The following is a 15578-nucleotide window of genomic DNA, read 5'->3' as shown; positions in this document are numbered from 1 at the left end:
CGATATGACGTGGGTCACATCAGGTGTCAGTCCTCGTGCCAGCGCGGCGACGTGGTCCGGGGTGGGGTGAGCCGGGCCCGCAGGTGCACCAGGCGCGGGCCCTCGGCCGGGGCGAGCGCTCCGGCCAGGTCCCTGATCGTCACCTGCCGCGCCGGGATCCCGAACGCCGCGGCGAGCGCGGGGAAGTCGGGCGTGACGAGGTCGACGCCCACCTCGTCGTCGCCGGCGTGGATCTGGTCGTAGCGCAGCATCCCGTACCCGCCGTCGTCCACGACGAGGACGGTGACGGGCAGCTGTTCCTGGACGAGGGTGGCGAGCTCGCCGACCCCCATCATCAGCCCGCCGTCGCCGCAGACCGCGATCACCGGACGGCCGGCGGCCGCGGCGCCGATCGCGGCGGGCAGCCCGAACCCGAGCGTGCCCCAGCCGACGGGATAGGCGAGGCGCCGCGGACCGGGGGCCGACGCGTAACCGCCCACCCAGTACCCGGCGACCGCCATGTCGCAGACCAGCACCGTCTCCGCGGTGCGCGCGGACTCGACCGCCTCCACCAACGTGACCGCCTCGCTCGTCCGCGGGTCGGCGGCCAGCCGCGCGAGGACCTCCTTGCGCAGGCCGTCCGGGGCCCAGGCGGGGTGGGGGGACAGCCGGTCGCGCAGCCCGCGCAGCGCGTCGCCGAGCCGGCCGGTGACGGCGGCGTCGGCCGGCCACTCCGGGGCGTCGCGGGGCAGGGCCGGGTCGAGCGTGACGAGCTTCGGCGGGCGCGGCATCGTCCAGTTGCGGGTGTTCATGCCGTCGAGGTCGCCACCGACGGCCAGCAGCACGTCGGCCGCGCCGATCAGCGCGGCCACCTCGGGCTCGTGCGGCGGCAGCCCCACGGACGCCGGGTGGTCGGTGGGCGGGCAGCCGCGGCCCTGGTAGCCGGCCACCACCGGCGCACCCAGGTGCTCGGCCAGCACCGCGAGCGACGGCTCGACGTCGACCGCACCGCCACCGGCCCAGATCACGACGCGGGCCCCGTCGAGCACGGCGGCGGCGGCGTCGACGTCCGCGTCGGCGGGCTCGATCTCGTGCCAGTGCGCGGCGGTCCCCGTGACGGCGGGCTCCCCGAGCACGTCGGCCGGGATGTCCATGTACACCGGCCCACGCGGGTGGGTCATCGCCGTGGCCAGCGCCAGGTCGAGCACCTCGGCGACCTCGGCGGCCGTCCGCGGGCTGAACACCGCCTTGGCCAGCGGGGCGAACAGCGCGGCCTGGTCGCGCGACTCGTGCAGCACCCCGCGCACCCGCCCCTCGCGGCGCAGCCGCTGCGGGATCTCGGACGCCACGAGCAGCACGGGCGACCCCACCGAGGCGGCCTCCCCGAACGCGGCCAGCGCGTTGGCGGCACCGGGTCCGGTGGTGACGACGGCGGCGCCGAGACGGCCGGTGGTGCGCGCCCACCCGTCGGCGGCGTAGACGGCGGCCTGCTCGTGGCGCACGACGAGCGGGGTCTTCCCGGCGCCCTTCCAGAACGCCAGGTTGTGCACCCCCGGCAGCCCGAACACGGTGGAGGCCCCGTGCACCGCCACGGCATCCAGAACCGACCGAGCCACACTGACTTCTGCCACGCCCCGACCCTAATCCCCGCCCCCGGCCGACGAACGGCACTTTCGTCGGAACCTGGGCGACGAGGGTGCCGTACGTCGCCGGTCCTAGGTTCCGCGCAGGACGCGGGAGAGGCCCAGCGCCGCGGTGCGTACCGCGGGGGCGAGGCGCGCGGTGTCGAGGCGGTTGGCCCAGCCCGTGATCGAGATGGCGGCCACCGCCTGACCGGTGCCGTCGAGGACCGGGGCGGCGACGCAGGCGATGCCCACCGTCGACTCCTCGTGCTCCTCGGCCACCCCGCGCTCGCGGATGCGGGCGAGATCGGCGTCCAGCAGCCCGGGGGCGATCACGGTGCGGGGCGTGCGGCGGGTCAGCCCGGCCTCGACCACCGCCGCGAGGCGCTCCGGCGGGGCGAACGCGAGCAGGGCCTTGCCGACGCCCGTGCAGTAGGCCGGCATCCGTCCTCCGACCCGGGACCGGACCGGGGGTCCGCGCCGTCCCGCCATCTTGTGGACGTAGACCACGTCGACACCGTCGGGGACGGCGAGGTGGACGGTCTCGTGGGTGGCCTCGAACAGGTCGGCGAGGAAGGGGGCGGCCGCCTCGCGCAGTCCGCGTTGGAGCGGGGCGAGCTGGCCCAGCTCGAACAGTGCCATGCCCAGCCGGATGCCGTCCGGGGTGCGCTCGACGATGTTCCACCCGGCCAGTTCCGCGAGCAGCCGGTGCGCGGTGGGTTTCGGGATGCCGGTACGGCGGGTCAGCTCGGCGAGGGTGAGCTCGGTGTCACCCGGCCGGAACGCCGTGAGGAGGGTGAGCGCGCGCCCGAGCACGGAGTTGGGTGGTTCCACGCACGTCCCCCTTCCGACGAACGGCACTCGTCGGAACCTATCCGACGACAGTGCCGCTCGTCGGGCTGCGGAGGGCGTCATCCGGCGTGCGCCGCGTGTAGCACGGCCTCGGTCTCCCGGCGGCGGTAGCCGGTGGTCCTGTGGACCCCGGCCGTGCGGGCCACGCCGTCGACGCTGAGGTTGTAGCCGTGCCCGGCGAGCGCAGCGGTGGTGGTCAGGTCGGCCTCGGTCATGGCGGGCTCCTGCCCCTCATCGCCACCGAGGTTTGCGACAGACGTTTCGTTCACCGGAACGATGGCGTTCCCTCCGCACGTCGGAGCGGACATCCTCGTGCCCATGAGCACCGACAGAGTGCCGGCCGCGATCGTCGGGCCGGGGAACATCGGCACCGACCTGCTGGCGAAGCTGCAGCGCAGTCCGGCCATCGAGGTCGCCTACATGGTGGGCGTGGTCGAGTCCGACGGCCTGAAACGCGCCCGCGACAAGGGCATCGCCGCGTCCGCGGAGGGGGTGGACTGGCTGCTGCGCCAGGACCCGCTCCCGCAGATCGTCTTCGAGGCCACGTCGGCCAAGGCGCACCAGGCCAACGCGCCGCGCTACGCCGAGGCCGGCATCCAGGCCGTCGACCTCACCCCGGCGCACCTCGGCCCGATGGTGTGCCCGCCGGTGAACCTGCGCGACCACATCGACGCCCCCAACGTCTCGATGATCACCTGCGGCGGCCAGGCCACGATCCCGATGGTGCACGCGGTCTCGCGCGTCACGCGCGTGCCGTACGCCGAGATCGTCGCGTCGGTGGCCTCGCGCGGGGCCGGTCCCGGCACCCGCGCGAACATCGACGAGTTCACCCACACCACGTCCGGCGCGGTGTCGGAGGTCGGGGGAGCGGAGCGCGGCAAGGCGATCATCATCCTCAACCCCGTCGAGCCGCCGATGATCATGCGGGACACCGTCTTCTGCATGATCGGCCCCGACGCCGACCACGACGCGATCAGCGCGTCCATCCACGAGATGGCGCTCGAGGTGCAGCAGTACGTGCCCGGGTACACGCTGCGCGCCGAACCGCAGTTCGACGACCCGCGCGACAGCTGGCAGGGCAACGGCCGCGTCGCGGTGTTCCTCGAGGTCAAGGGCAACGGCGACTACCTCCCGGAGTACGCCGGGAACCTCGACATCATGACCGCCGCGGCCGCCCGGGTGGGCGAGCTGATGGCGGCGGAGAAGCTGGAGGCAGCCCGATGAGGCCCGAGCTGAAGCACGACATCCGCCTGATCGACACCACCCTGCGTGACGGCTCCCACGCCATGGCGCACCAGTTCACCGAGCAGCAGGTGCGCGACACCGTGCGCGCGCTGGACCGGGCCGGCGTCGAGGTCATCGAGGTGACCCACGGCGACGGGCTCGGCGGGTCGAGCTTCAACTACGGCTTCTCCCACACCGACGAGATGACGCTCATCGCCGCCGCCCGCGAAGAGGCCCGCCAGGCCAGGATCGCCGTGCTGCTGGTGCCCGGCATCGGCACGGTCGACGACCTCAAACGGGCCCGCGACGCCGGCGCCGACATGGTGCGCGTGGCCACCCACTGCACCGAGGCCGACGTCTCGCCGCAGCACTTCCAGGCCGCGCGCGACCTCGGCATGGAGACCGCCGGGTTCCTCATGATGGCCCACCGCACGCCGCCCGAGGACCTCGCGAAGCAGGCCCGGATCATGGTCGACGCCGGCTGTCAGGCGCCGTACTGCACCGACTCCGCGGGCGCGCTGCTCATGCACGAGGCGAAGGCGCGGTTCGAGGCGCTGGTCGCCGAGGTCGGCGACGAGGCGTGGGTCGGCTACCACGGCCACCAGAACCTGAGCTTCGGCGTGGCCAACTCCGTGATCGCGCAGGAGGTGGGCGTCCGGTACATCGACGGCTCGCTGTGCGCGCTCGGCGCGGGTTCGGGCAACTCGCCCACCGAGGTGCTCGCGGCGGTGTTCGACCGGCTCGGCGTCGACACCGGCGTGGACGTCATGGCGCTGCTCGACGCGGCCGAGGACGTCGTGCGCCCCTACCTCAACCGCTGGCCGAAGATGGACCGCAACGCGATCGTGCAGGGCTGGGCCGGGGTGTACTCGAGCTTCCTGCTGCACGCGGAGGCCGCGGCCGAGCGCTACAAGGTGCCCGCGCACGCGATCCTGCGCCGCTGCGGCGAGATCGGCCTGGTCGGCGGCCAGGAGGACATGATCATCGACGTGGCGCTGCAGCTGGCCGCCGAGGGGGAACGCTAGGCGTTTCCCGGACGCGAACGGGAGGGTGTCCCCCGGGTCGGGTCCGGGGGAGGCTGCCCGCATGGAGACGTTCGGGCACGTGATCGACGGCGAGGAGCGGGAGTCGGGCGCGACGTTCGACTCCGTCGACCCCTACACGCAGGAGACCTGGGCGACGGTCGCGCTGGGCGGCGCGGCCGAGGCCGACCTCGCCGTCACCGCGGCGCGCAGGGCGTTCGACGAGGGCCCGTGGCCGCGGATGGGCTTCGCCGAGCGCGGCGCGCTGATCCTCCGGTTCGCCGACCTGCTGGAATCCCACATCGACGAGCTCGCGATGGCCGACACCCGCGACATGGGCAAGCCGATCAGCGACGCCCGCGGCAAGGACGTGCCGCGCGCAGCGCAGAACTTCCGCTTCTTCGCCGACCACGCCCGCCTCGCCATGGCCGAGACGCTGCCCATGGACACCGGCCACCACGCCTACACCCGTTACGAGCCCGCGGGTGTCGTCGCGGCCGTCGCGCCGTGGAACTTCCCGCTGATGCTGGAGAGCTGGAAGGTCGCCCCGGCCCTGGCGTGGGGCAACACCGTCGTCCTCAAGCCCGCCGAGGACACGCCCGCCTCCGCGACGATCATGGCCCGGCTCGCGCTGGAGGCCGGCATCCCGCCGGGCGTGCTCAACGTCCTGCACGGATACGGGCCGGACTCGGCGGGCTCCGCGCTCACCGAGGACCCCCGCGTCGACCGGATCACGTTCACCGGCGAGTCGGGCACCGGTCGCGTGATCACGGCCGCGGCCGCCCGGAATCTCACGCCCGTCAGTCTGGAGCTGGGCGGTAAGGGTGCCAACCTGGTGTTCGCCGACGCGAACCTGGACGACGCCGTCGACTGGTCGATCAAGGCGATCTTCACCAACGCCGGGCAGGTCTGCCTCGCCGGCTCGCGGCTCTACGTCGAGCGGCCGGTCCTGGACGAGTTCCTGTCGCGGTTCGTCGCGGCGGCGGAGAGGCTCGTGATCGGTGACCCGAAGGACCCGGGCACGCAGCTCGGCCCGCTGGCGTCGGAGGAGCACTGGAGGAAGGTCACGGGCTACCTCGACAACCCGGCGGGCAAGGTGCTCACCGGCGGCCCGGGCGAGGGCTGGGTGGTGAGGCCGACCGTCGTGGTCGACGCCCCGAAGGACTCGCCGATCCAGTGCGAAGAGATCTTCGGCCCGGTCGTCACGGTCACCCCGTTCGACACCGAGGCCGAGGCGGTCCGGGAGGCCAACGACTCGCCCTACGGCCTCAACGCGATGATCTTCACGGAGAACCTGTCGCGGGCCCATCGGGTCGCGGCGCGGCTGCGCGCGGGCACGATCTGGACCAACTGCTTCTTCATCCGCGACCTCCGTGCCCCCTTCGGCGGCTTCGCCGACTCCGGCTGGGGGCGCGAGGGCGGCACCTTCAGCCGCGAGTTCTTCACCGAACCGAAGGCCGTGGTGATGGCGATCAGGCAGTAGCCCGTTCGGTCGTGGCCGGTCAGGCGTCTGGCCGAGTGTCCGATGTGGTGCCATGATCGCTCCATGGGGGAGTTCGTCGGCCGTACGCGCGAGCTCACCGCCCTCGCCGCGCATCTCGGGTGCGCCCGGGCCGGCCGCCCACAGGTGGTGGTGGTCGAGGGCGAGCCGGGCACCGGGAAGACGGCACTCGTCCAGACCTTCCTCGCGGGCCTGGACGCCGACGTCACGGTGCTGCAGGCCGGCGGCGAGGAGATCGAGGAGCTGGTCCCGTACGGCGTCGTCGAGCAGATCGCCCTGGGGGCGGGGGAGCCGGGCGATGCGGTCGTGGCGCGCGCCGCGGACGAGCCGCCGACCGTCGGCGCCGCGCTCGTCGCGCTGCTGGGCCGGTTGCGATCGCGAGGCGGCCCGGTCGTGCTGGCGGTCGACGACGCCCACTGGGCGGACGTCCGATCCGTGCAGGCCCTGGTGTTCGCCCTGCGCAGGCTCGGCACCGCGCCCGTCCTGACCATGGTCGCCTCCCGCCCGCGCGACGGGGGACGCATCGAGCGGCTGCGCGTTCTGGCGACGGGCGAGCGGGGAGCGCGGCTGCGGCTCGGCGGGCTCGACGTCGACGAGCTGGTGGCGCTCGGCCGGGCGCTGGGCAAGGGCGCGCTCCCCGTTCCGGCCGCCCAGCGGCTGCGGGACCACACCGGCGGCGTCCCGCTGCACGCGCGTGCCCTGTTCGACGAGGTCGATACCGCGGTCCTGCGATCGGTGCAGGTGCCGCTGCCGTCGCCGATGTCCTACGCCGTGCTGGTGATGGGCCGGCTCTCGCAGTGCCCACCGGCCACCCGGGAGGTGGTGGCGGCCGCCGCGGTGCTGGGCGAGCCGTGTCGGCTGCAGGACGCGCTCGACCTGGCCGGGGTGTCCGGCGTCGACGAGGTGGCGCCCGCTGTCGCGGCCCGGCTCCTGACGACGGGTCCGGGTCCGGACGGTGCGCGGCTCCGGTTCCCGCACGCGTTGATCCGCGCCGCGGTCTACCACGATCTGGACCTGGCCACCCGCAGCGCCCTGCACATCCGGGCGGCCGGGATCGTCGCGACCACGGAGGAGGCGCTGCGCCACCGGCTGGCCGCGAGCACGGGCAGCGATCCGCTCCTCGCCGTCGAGCTCGACCGGTTGGCGGCCGGCCAGGTCGCCCGGGGTGAGCTGGCCCGTGCGGCGTCGAGCCTCGTCTCGGCCGCCGGCCTGCACCCCGACCCGGCCGACCGCAGGCGGTGCGTGCTCGATGCCGTCGAGCTGCTCGTCCGGACCGGGGAGCGGGCGCGTGCCGAGGAGCTGCTCGCCGGGCTGCCGCCCGCGCCGGGCGCCGTGGCGGCGGGGGAGAGCCACGTGCGCGGGCAGCTGGCGTTCGCGGCCGGCCGGATGGCGGAGGCCGAGCACCTCCTGCTCGAGGCCTGGGCGTCGGCCGCCGACACCGAGACGGCACTGCGCACGAAGATCTGCGAGCGGCTGTGCCACCTCTACTACCTGCAGCTGCGTCCCGACGACGCCGTCGAGTGGGGGAACCGGGCCGCTCTCGCCGCGCCGTGGAGCTCCGGCCTGCTCGTCACGAGCCTCGCGCTGGCCGGCCGGCCGGACACGAGGCCGCTCCGGGGGGCGGGATCCGACGACCCGGCCGCGGCCGTCGCCCGGGGAGCGCAGCTGTTGTGGACCGAGGACCTCGCCGGTGCGCGGGCCGAGCTCACGACCGCGGTGACGGCCCTGCGCCGCTCCGGGATGTTCATGGCGAGCCTGCACGCCCAGGGCTACCTGGCGCTGGCCGAGCACCGCATGGGCGCATGGGAGGACGCCGTGGCCCACACCGATGAGGCGGTCGCGCTCGCGGAGGACACGGAGCAGGACTGGACGCTCGCGCGGCTGCACTCCTACGCCGCGATGCCCCTCGCGGCGCAGGGGGAGTGGGAGCTGGCCGAGGCGCATGTCGCCGCGGCGGCCGCGGCGGCCGCGGCCACCGGACTGTCCCTGGACCGCGTCGGGTCCACCGTCGCGGCGGCGAACGTCGCCGACGCGCGCGGCCGGCACGCCGTGGTCGTCGAGCTGCTTGGGCCGATGGCCGCGCAGGCCCGGTCCGGGGTGGCGGGGGAGCCGGGCGTCTCGAACTGGCCCTGCCTGCTCGCCGACGCGCTGATCCGCCTCGGCCGGATCAGCGACGCCGACGAGGTGCTCGCCCCCTACGAGCGACGCGCGACGGAGCTCGGCCGCAACCTCGCGCGGGCGGCCGCGGGCCGCGTCCGGGGATGGCTGGAAGCGGCGCGGGGTGATCTCGACGCCGCGGACCGGGCCTTCTCCGAGGCGGCCTGCTACGCCCGCGCCGGCGGCTCGGAGATCGACGGGGCGCTCGTGGCGCTGGCCCACGGTGCCGTCGCGCGGCGGGCGGGTCGGCGCCGGGATGCCGCGACCCAGCTGGGCGCCGCCCGTGCCGTGCTGGTCCGGCTCGGGGCGCGTCCGGCGCTCGCCCGGTGCGACGGCGAGCTCGCCGCGTGCGGCTTGTCCCCGGTCCGGCGCACCCTCCCCGGTGGGCTCACCCCACGCGAGCTGGCCGTGGCCCGGCTCGCCGCCTCCGGGATCAGCAACCCCGAGGTGGCGGCGGAGCTGGTCGTCAGCGTCAACACCGTCGAGTTCCACCTGCGCAACGTCTACGCGAAGCTCGGCATCCACTCCCGGGCCGAGCTCGCGCCCCACCTGGCGGACAGCGACCAGTAGGCCGTGGGCCGCTCCGTGGGGCGGGCCCTCCCGATCCCACGGGGCGGCGGTGGTGCCCCCGGCCCTGGCCGCGCCCTACTTTCGCCTCGGCCGGGCACCGGTGGGCGGGGAGGGCGGGGACGTGGCGATGAGCTGGGGCCTGTCGGGTCCACCGGCCGCCGGCCACCCGGTGGACACCGCCGTCGAGTTCGAGACGCTCGCCACCGCCGAGCTCGCCAGACTGGTGCGCGCGGAGCGCGTGATGCTGCGGGTGCGCTGGGGCGGGGTCGTGTTCGGGCTGGCCCAGGTGCTGACCTACTACCTGCCCTATCCGCCCGGGATGTTCGAGCTGGCGCTCGGCCTGCTGGGTCTGCTGGCCGCCGGTAACCTCGTGATCTGGCCGCTGATCCCGAGGATCACCACGGTCGGCAGCGCCCGCAGCCTCGCCGTCGCCGCGCTCGTGCTCAACGGCGTCGTGTTCCTGGGCCTCGTGTTCGTCTTCACCTTCGACGTCGAGACGGCGATCTGGGCGGTGCTCTACGTGCTGCCGATGGAGGCGGCGATCCGGTTCCAGCTGCGCGGAGCGCTGCTGTCGATCGGTCTGCTCACCGTCGGCTACACCGTGCGCGAGGTGTTCGGGGCCCTCGTGTACGGCAACCCGTTCCTGGTCGTGTCCGTCACCTTCCGGATGGGGATCGGGCTGATCATCGCTGTGGTCGCCGGCGTGATCACGCAGAGCCTCACACGCGACCGGGAGCAGCTCGCTGCGCTCAGCGCGATCACCCGCACCGTGGCGACGGCGGCGTCGCTGCAGGACGTCCTGGACGGTGCGACGCACCGGCTCGCGACGCTGTTCCGGGTGGCGACGACCACCATCGCCCTGTTCGACGACGAGGACCGGCTGGTGGTGAGGGCCTCCCACGCCCATCCGGCGGAGGTGGGCACGGAGGTGCCGGTGACCGCGGGCGGGCCCGCGGAGAGGGCGGTGCAGCTGCGGCGCGCGGTGTTCGCCGCCCGCGGCGGGCCCGGTGTCGTGGCCGCGCCGCTGGAGGCGAGCGGGCGCATCATCGGGCTGGTACTGGCGGAGGGCACGGACCGCCGCCGGGTGTTCTCCCCGGCGGAGCTGGCGCTGGCCGAGACGGTGGCCGGGCAGCTCGCGGGGGCCATCGAGAGCGTCCGGCTGCACGAGCAGGCGCAGGAGGCCCGGGCCGCCGCCGACGCGGCGAACGAGGCCAAGAGCGCGTTCCTGGCGAACATGAGCCACGAGATCCGGACCCCGATGAACGCCGTGATCGGGATGACCGAGCTGCTGCTCACCACCGAGCTCACCGCGGAACAGCGGGAGTTCGCGACCGTCGTCGAGCAGAGCGGCGACGGCCTGCTCACGATCATCGACGACATCCTGGACTTCTCCAAGATCGAGGCCGGCCGGCTGGAGCTGGAGAGCGTGCCGGTGGACGTGCGGGACCTCGTCGAGGGCGCCCTGGACGTGCTCGCGCCCCGCGCGGCCGGCAACGGCGTCGAGCTCGCGTACACCGTGGCGCCGGACGTGCCCGTGGCCGTGCTCGGCGATCCGACCCGGCTGCGGCAGATCCTGCTCAACCTCGTGGGCAACGCGGTCAAGTTCACCGCGCACGGCGAGGTGGTGGTGGCGGTGGAGGCCACCCCCGACGGGCTGTCCGCCGAGGTCACCGACACCGGTCCCGGGATCCCGCCCGACCGGCTCGACCGGCTCTTCCACTCCTTCAGCCAGCTCGACGTGTCCACCACGCGCCGCCACGGCGGCACCGGGCTGGGTCTCGCGATCAGCAGGCGTCTCGCCGAGCTCATGGGCGGCCGGGTGTGGGTGCGCAGCGAGGTCGGTCGGGGCACGACGTTCGGCTTCGCGGTGGCCGCGCCGGCCACCGCGGCCCCGGTTCCAGCCCCTCCGGTCGCGCTGGTCGGGCGTCGCGTGCTGATCGTCGACGACAACGCGACCAACCGGCGGATCCTCACCGCGCAGTGCGGGCACTGGGACATGGTCACCCGCGACACCGGCTCACCTGCCGAGGCGATCGGCTGGGTCGACGGGGGCGAGGTCTTCGACGTCGCGGTGCTCGATCTGGACATGCCGGAGATGGACGGGGTCACCCTGGCCGGGCGGTTGCGCGACCTCGGCGGGCCGCCCGTGCTCTGCCTGTCGTCGCTGGGCTCCGCGCGGCAGGGTGACGCCGTGGCGGCCTGGCTGGCCAAGCCCGTCAAGCGGGCCCGGCTCGCCGCCGAACTGGCCGGCCTGCTCGGCGCGGAGCCCACCGCGGCTCCCGACGCCACCCCCGTGACCCCGGTGGTCCCGGTCCCGGTCCCGGTCCCGGTCCCGGCGCGGCCGCTGCGGCTGCTGCTCGCCGAGGACAACCCCGTCAACCGCACGCTCGCGCTGGCCCTCCTGGAGCGGCTCGGGCACACCGCCGACGTGGCCGTCGACGGCCCGGCGGTGCTCGACGCCGTCGCCGCCCGCCCCTACGACGCCGTGCTGATGGACGTCCAGATGCCGGTGCTGGACGGCCTGGAGGCGGCGAGACGAATCCGCGCGCAGCACGGGCGGGACCCGTGGCTCGTCGCCGTCACCGCCAACGCGATGGCCGGCGACCGGGAGATGTGCCTGGCCGCGGGCATGGACGACTACCTCGCCAAGCCGATCCGGCTCGACGGCCTCGCCGAGGTCCTGTCGCGGGTCCCGCGGCCCGCCCCGGCAGTGCTGGGACCGTCGGCGCTGGACCCGTCGGTCCTGGCCGAGCTGGCCCGGTCGCTCGGATCAGACGGCGACGCCGTCGTGGCCGAACTGGTGGCCGCTGCCGCGCAGGAGATCCCCCGGCTCGTCGTGCGGATGCGTGGTCCGGACCTCGCGGACGTGCGCACCGCGGCCCACACCCTCAAGTCCAACGCCGCGATGCTCGGCGCGGCTGACCTCGCAGAGCTGTGCCGCGCGGTGGAGGTGGGACACCTCGAGGAGGTCGGTGCGGTCGAGGCGGCCGCCACGGCGGTGCTGCGGGAGCTCACGGCCGGTGAGTCGGTGGGGTGAAGGGATGACCATGGAGATCGACGCAGTGGAGATCGACAACGGGCACCACGAGCAGTTCGTGGTCGCGATCAGACCGACCAGGAACGGCCGGGTGGTCGGCACGGTGGCCCGGCCCGGCACCGGGGAGGTCGTCAGCTTCTCCGGATGGATGGACCTGTTGCGGCTGCTGGAACCGCGCTCACCCGACGCGGTGAGCCGATGAGCGACCGGCTCCACGGGCACGTGCTCGTGGTCGACGACGATCCGGTGAACCGGCTGCTGCTGCGGCGGGCCCTGGAGCGGGAGGGGCTCACCGTCGAGGTGGCCGTGGACGGCGGGGAGGCGCTGGTCGCGCTCGCCCGTGGCGCCGGCTTCGACATCGTGCTGCTCGACATCGTCATGCCGGTGCTGGACGGGTTCGAGGTGCTCGCCCGGATGCGCGCCGATCCCGCGACGGCCGCACTGCCGGTGGTGGTGATCTCCGGCTCCGACTCCTCCGCGGACGTGGTGCGCGCCATCGGCCTGGGCGCCGACGACGTGCTGCCCAAGCCGTTCGACCCGGCCCTGCTGCGGGCCAGGCTCACCTCCGGGCTGGCCCGCAAGCGCCTCGCCGATCTCGAACGGGAGTACCGCGAGCAGGTCGGGTACGTCGTCGACGCGGCGGCGGCCGTGGAGCGCGGTGAGTTCGAGCCCGGCTCCCTCGACGCCGTGGCCGAGCGGCCCGACGCGCTGGGCGTGCTCGCGCGGGTCTTCGCGCGGATGACCCGCGAGGTCGCCGTGCGCGAGCAGCGGCTGCGCGCGCAGGTCGGGGCCCTGCGTATCGAGATCGACGAGGCCCGCGCGGCGCGCACCGTCGCCGCCATCACCGAGACCGACTACTTCGCCGACCTGCAACGCCGAGCCGCGGAACTGCGCTCGGGACCGGGCCGGCAGGACCAGGAGAACAGATGACCGCCATCGTGTCCGTGCACTCCTTCCGTGGGGGCACCGGCAAGTCCAACACCACCGCGAACGTCGCGGCGGTGTTCGCCGGCCGCGGGCTGCGGGTGGGGGTGGTCGATCTCGACATCCTCTCCCCGGGCATCCACGTGCTGTTCGGCGTCGACCAGGACGGCCTGGACCGCCACCTGGACGGCTTCCTCTGGGGCCGGTACCCGCTGCGCGACGCGGTGCGCGAGGTGACCCCGCCGGGCGTCGCGGGCCGGATCTGGCTGGTCCCCTCCAGCGTCGCGCCGCACGACATCGCCCGGGTCATGGCCGAGGGCTACGACGTCGGGCTGCTCGGCGACGGGGTCCGGGCGCTGGCGGCCGAGCTGGAGCTCGACGTGCTGCTGCTCGACACCCATCCCGGGCTGAACGAGGAGACGCTGCTGTCGATCGCCATGTCCGACGCGCTGGCGATCGTGCTGCGCCCCGACCACCAGGACTACGAGGGCACCCACGTCACGGTGAGCGTGGCGCGCAAGCTCGCGGTGCCGCGGACGGTGCTCGTGGTGAACAAGACCCCGGAGTCGTTCGACCCCGCCGAGGTGGCCGCGCGGGTGGCCGCGGCGTACGACACGCCCGTGGCCGCGGTGGTGCCGCACTCCGAGGAGCTGATGGTGCTCTCCAGCGGCGGGATCTTCGTGCTGCACCACCCCGACCACCCGGTGGCGGCGCTCTACGGGCAGCTGGCCGACCAGCTGCTGGGCTCGGCGGTCCGGGCGTGACCGCCGACGCCCCGGAGTTCTTCGACCGCGAGCGGATCGCGGCCGGGCAGGGCTCGACCCGGCGACGACGGCCGCTGCTGCTGCTGACGGAGAGCTGGTCGGGCACCGAGCCCGGTAGCGAGGTGCTGGATTTCCTCGCCGGCACCGAGGTGTTCGGCGGGCTGGACCGGGCGGCGCTGCGGGAGCTGTTCGTCGCCTTCGACCCGGTCCACGTGGCGGCCGGGGAGGTGGTCGAGGACACCGGCCGGACCCCCGACGCGCTGCACCTGCTCGCCTACGGCCGCCTCGTCGTGACGTCGGCGGCGGGGACGCGGGAGATCGGCCCGGGGCAGGTCGTCGGAGCCGGGGCGCTGCTCGGCGATGCGCTCGTCGGGTCCGAGGTGCGCGCGGTGCGCGACTCACTGGTGCTGCGACTGGGCGTGGCCGGGTTCGAGCGGGTCGTCCGCGCGCAGCCCGCCCAGATGCTGGGGCTGTGCCGGGCGCTGGTCCGGGCCGAGGCCGGCGGGACGACAGTGGCGTCCGGGCCCGCCTCCGCGTGCACGACGATCGCGTTGCTCCCGGCGGGGTCGGGCCACGTGCCCCACGAGGTGGTCGCCGGTCTGGTCGCGGCGCTGGGTGGGGCCGTCGAGGTGAGTTCGGTGTCGACGGACGCGGCGCTCGGTGCGGGCGCGTCGGGCACCGAGCGGGCCGACCCGCGCAACGGCCGGCTGCTGGCCTGGCTGCAGCGCGTCGAGGCCGACCACCGGTTCGTCGTCTACCGCGCCGACGAGGGCGACACCGCGTGGACCCGCCGCTGCCTGCGCCAGGCCGACCGGGTGGTGCTCGTCGCGACGGCCGGGGACGACCCGGACCAGGGTCCGGCCGAGCGCGCGCTGGCCGAGGTCCCCGGTGAGCGGCGCTGCGATCTCGTGCTGGTGCATCCCGCGGGCACCGCGGCGCCCACGGGCACGGCGGCGTGGCTCGCCGGCCGCGCCGTCACCCGGCACCACCACGTCCGGGACCGCAGCCCCGCGGACCTGGCGCGGGTGGCACGGTTCCTCTCCGGTACCGCGCGCGGCCTGGTGCTCGCCGGCGGCGGGATGCGCGGGTTCGCCCACCTGGGCGTGATGCAGGCCCTCGACGAGGTGGGCATCCCGATCGACGCGGTCGGTGGCGCCAGCATCGGGTCGATCATGGCCGGCTTCTACGCGGCGGGCCTGGAGCACGAGCAGCGGGTGCACCGGGCCCGCCGGGCGATGGTGGACCAGGGGTCGATGGTCGGGTTCACCCTGCCGCTGGTGGCGGTGTCCTCGGGTCGCAAGGTGACCCGGCTGCTGCGCGAGGAGCCGTCGTTCGCCGGCACGATCGAGGATCTCTGGCTCCCGTACTTCTGCGTGTCGGCGTCGTTGAGCCGGGCCCAGGAGGTGGTTCACGAGACCGGACCGACCTGGCGGGCCATCCGCGCCAGCATCGCGATCCCCGGCGTGTACCCACCGGTGCACGACGGCACCCAGCTGCTCGTCGACGGCGGGGTGATGAACAACCTGCCCATCGACGTCATGGCCGGGGTGGTCGGTGACGGGCCGATCGTGGCGGTCAACCTGCAGGGCCCGGGAGGCAGACGGCGACCGCCCGAGGCGTTCGAGCCCGCGCTGTCGGGCTGGCGGGTGCTGGCCTCGCGGCTCAACCCGTTCACGCCGAGGATGCGGGTGCCACGGCTGGCCGACGTGCTGGTGCGCAGCATGTCGCTGTCCACCGCCCGGCTGCAGCGCGACCGGCTCGGCAGCCACTCGGTCGAGCTGCTGACCCCGCCCGTCGGACGATCGGGTCTGCTCGACTTCGCGGCGGGCCCGAGCCTGGTCGAACCCGCCTACCGGTACACGCTCGAGGCGCTCGAACGGTCCGCGGACCGCATGCCGGTCTAGCCACGGATTCCGTGGGGCGCAC

At 74.6% G+C, this 15578-nt stretch carries 12 protein-coding genes; 9 read left to right on the top strand and 3 right to left on the bottom strand.

Translation table 11 applies throughout. The annotated features are described in order from the left end of the window. Positions 1-26: 26 nt before the first annotated feature. From BGP03_RS02245 to BGP03_RS02235, 3 genes are all read right to left on the bottom strand, one after another. Positions 27-1610, bottom strand: coding sequence for a thiamine pyrophosphate-binding protein (locus BGP03_RS02245; protein WP_298799696.1), 1584 nt, complete (start codon positions 1608-1610; stop codon positions 27-29). Positions 1611-1694: 84 nt separating this feature from the next. Beyond that, on the bottom strand, positions 1695-2435 hold the full coding sequence (locus BGP03_RS02240) for an IclR family transcriptional regulator (protein ID WP_296370686.1): 741 nt from the start codon (positions 2433-2435) through the stop codon (positions 1695-1697). Positions 2436-2512: 77 nt separating this feature from the next. Beyond that, positions 2513-2668 carry a hypothetical protein gene (locus BGP03_RS02235; protein ID WP_296370685.1) on the bottom strand — a complete coding sequence of 52 codons (156 nt, stop codon included), beginning with the start codon at positions 2666-2668 and terminating at the stop codon, positions 2513-2515. A 103-nt stretch (positions 2669-2771) separates the two neighbouring features. Between BGP03_RS02235 and BGP03_RS02230 the strand changes: the two genes are divergently transcribed. The 9 genes from BGP03_RS02230 to BGP03_RS02190 all read left to right on the top strand — a co-directional run bounded on the left by BGP03_RS02230 (position 2772) and on the right by BGP03_RS02190 (position 15556). Continuing rightward, positions 2772-3677 (top strand): acetaldehyde dehydrogenase (acetylating), encoded by a 906-nt coding sequence (locus BGP03_RS02230; RefSeq protein ID WP_296370684.1) that lies wholly within the window; start codon positions 2772-2774, stop codon positions 3675-3677. Beyond that, a complete protein-coding gene (gene dmpG, locus BGP03_RS02225; protein ID WP_296370683.1) occupies positions 3674-4702 on the top strand; it encodes a 4-hydroxy-2-oxovalerate aldolase in 1029 nt (342 codons plus the stop codon). Before BGP03_RS02230 ends, dmpG begins: the two co-directional genes overlap by 4 nt. A gap of 61 nt (positions 4703-4763) precedes the next feature. Beyond that, a complete protein-coding gene (locus BGP03_RS02220; RefSeq protein ID WP_298799697.1) occupies positions 4764-6182 on the top strand; it encodes an aldehyde dehydrogenase in 1419 nt (472 codons plus the stop codon). Positions 6183-6245: 63 nt separating this feature from the next. Beyond that, on the top strand, positions 6246-8927 hold the full coding sequence (locus BGP03_RS02215) for a LuxR family transcriptional regulator (protein ID WP_298799698.1): 2682 nt from the start codon (positions 6246-6248) through the stop codon (positions 8925-8927). Between the two features lie 49 nt (positions 8928-8976). After that, positions 8977-11964 (top strand): response regulator, encoded by a 2988-nt coding sequence (locus BGP03_RS02210; RefSeq protein WP_299735226.1) that lies wholly within the window; start codon positions 8977-8979, stop codon positions 11962-11964. Between the two features lie 10 nt (positions 11965-11974). Then, on the top strand, positions 11975-12166 hold the full coding sequence (locus BGP03_RS02205; RefSeq protein WP_299735224.1) for a hypothetical protein: 192 nt from the start codon (positions 11975-11977) through the stop codon (positions 12164-12166). Next, complete coding sequence (locus BGP03_RS02200; RefSeq protein ID WP_298799701.1) at positions 12163-12894, top strand: response regulator; 732 nt, start codon at positions 12163-12165, stop codon at positions 12892-12894. Before BGP03_RS02205 ends, BGP03_RS02200 begins: the two co-directional genes overlap by 4 nt. Then, positions 12891-13652 (top strand): MinD/ParA family protein, encoded by a 762-nt coding sequence (locus tag BGP03_RS02195; RefSeq protein ID WP_298799702.1) that lies wholly within the window; start codon positions 12891-12893, stop codon positions 13650-13652. The genes BGP03_RS02200 and BGP03_RS02195 overlap by 4 nt, the downstream gene beginning before the upstream one ends. Then, entirely contained in the window at positions 13649-15556 is a 1908-nt protein-coding gene (locus tag BGP03_RS02190; protein ID WP_298799704.1) for a cyclic nucleotide-binding and patatin-like phospholipase domain-containing protein, read from the top strand. Before BGP03_RS02195 ends, BGP03_RS02190 begins: the two co-directional genes overlap by 4 nt. The last annotated feature ends 22 nt before the right edge of the window (positions 15557-15578 follow it).

It is taken from the genome of Pseudonocardia sp. 73-21, assembly GCF_001899645.1.
Taxonomy (GTDB): domain Bacteria; phylum Actinomycetota; class Actinomycetes; order Mycobacteriales; family Pseudonocardiaceae; genus Pseudonocardia.
Note: the sequence above shows the minus strand (reverse complement) of the source record. Positions and strands in the feature narration are given on the sequence as shown.

Bases quoted from the DNA above. Each gene is read 5' to 3' on its own strand.
- BGP03_RS02205 (WP_299735224.1), top strand. From the start codon at position 11,975: ATGGAGATCGACGCAGTGGAGATCGACAACGGGCACCACGAGCAGTTC.
- BGP03_RS02220 (WP_298799697.1), top strand. From the start codon at position 4,764: ATGGAGACGTTCGGGCACGTGATCGACGGCGAGGAGCGGGAGTCGGGC.
- BGP03_RS02195 (WP_298799702.1), top strand. From the start codon at position 12,891: ATGACCGCCATCGTGTCCGTGCACTCCTTCCGTGGGGGCACCGGCAAG.
- BGP03_RS02215 (WP_298799698.1), top strand. From the start codon at position 6,246: ATGGGGGAGTTCGTCGGCCGTACGCGCGAGCTCACCGCCCTCGCCGCG.
- BGP03_RS02230 (WP_296370684.1), top strand. From the start codon at position 2,772: ATGAGCACCGACAGAGTGCCGGCCGCGATCGTCGGGCCGGGGAACATC.
- BGP03_RS02235 (WP_296370685.1), bottom strand. From the start codon at position 2,668: ATGACCGAGGCCGACCTGACCACCACCGCTGCGCTCGCCGGGCACGGC.
- BGP03_RS02200 (WP_298799701.1), top strand. From the start codon at position 12,163: ATGAGCGACCGGCTCCACGGGCACGTGCTCGTGGTCGACGACGATCCG.
- dmpG (WP_296370683.1), top strand. From the start codon at position 3,674: ATGAGGCCCGAGCTGAAGCACGACATCCGCCTGATCGACACCACCCTG.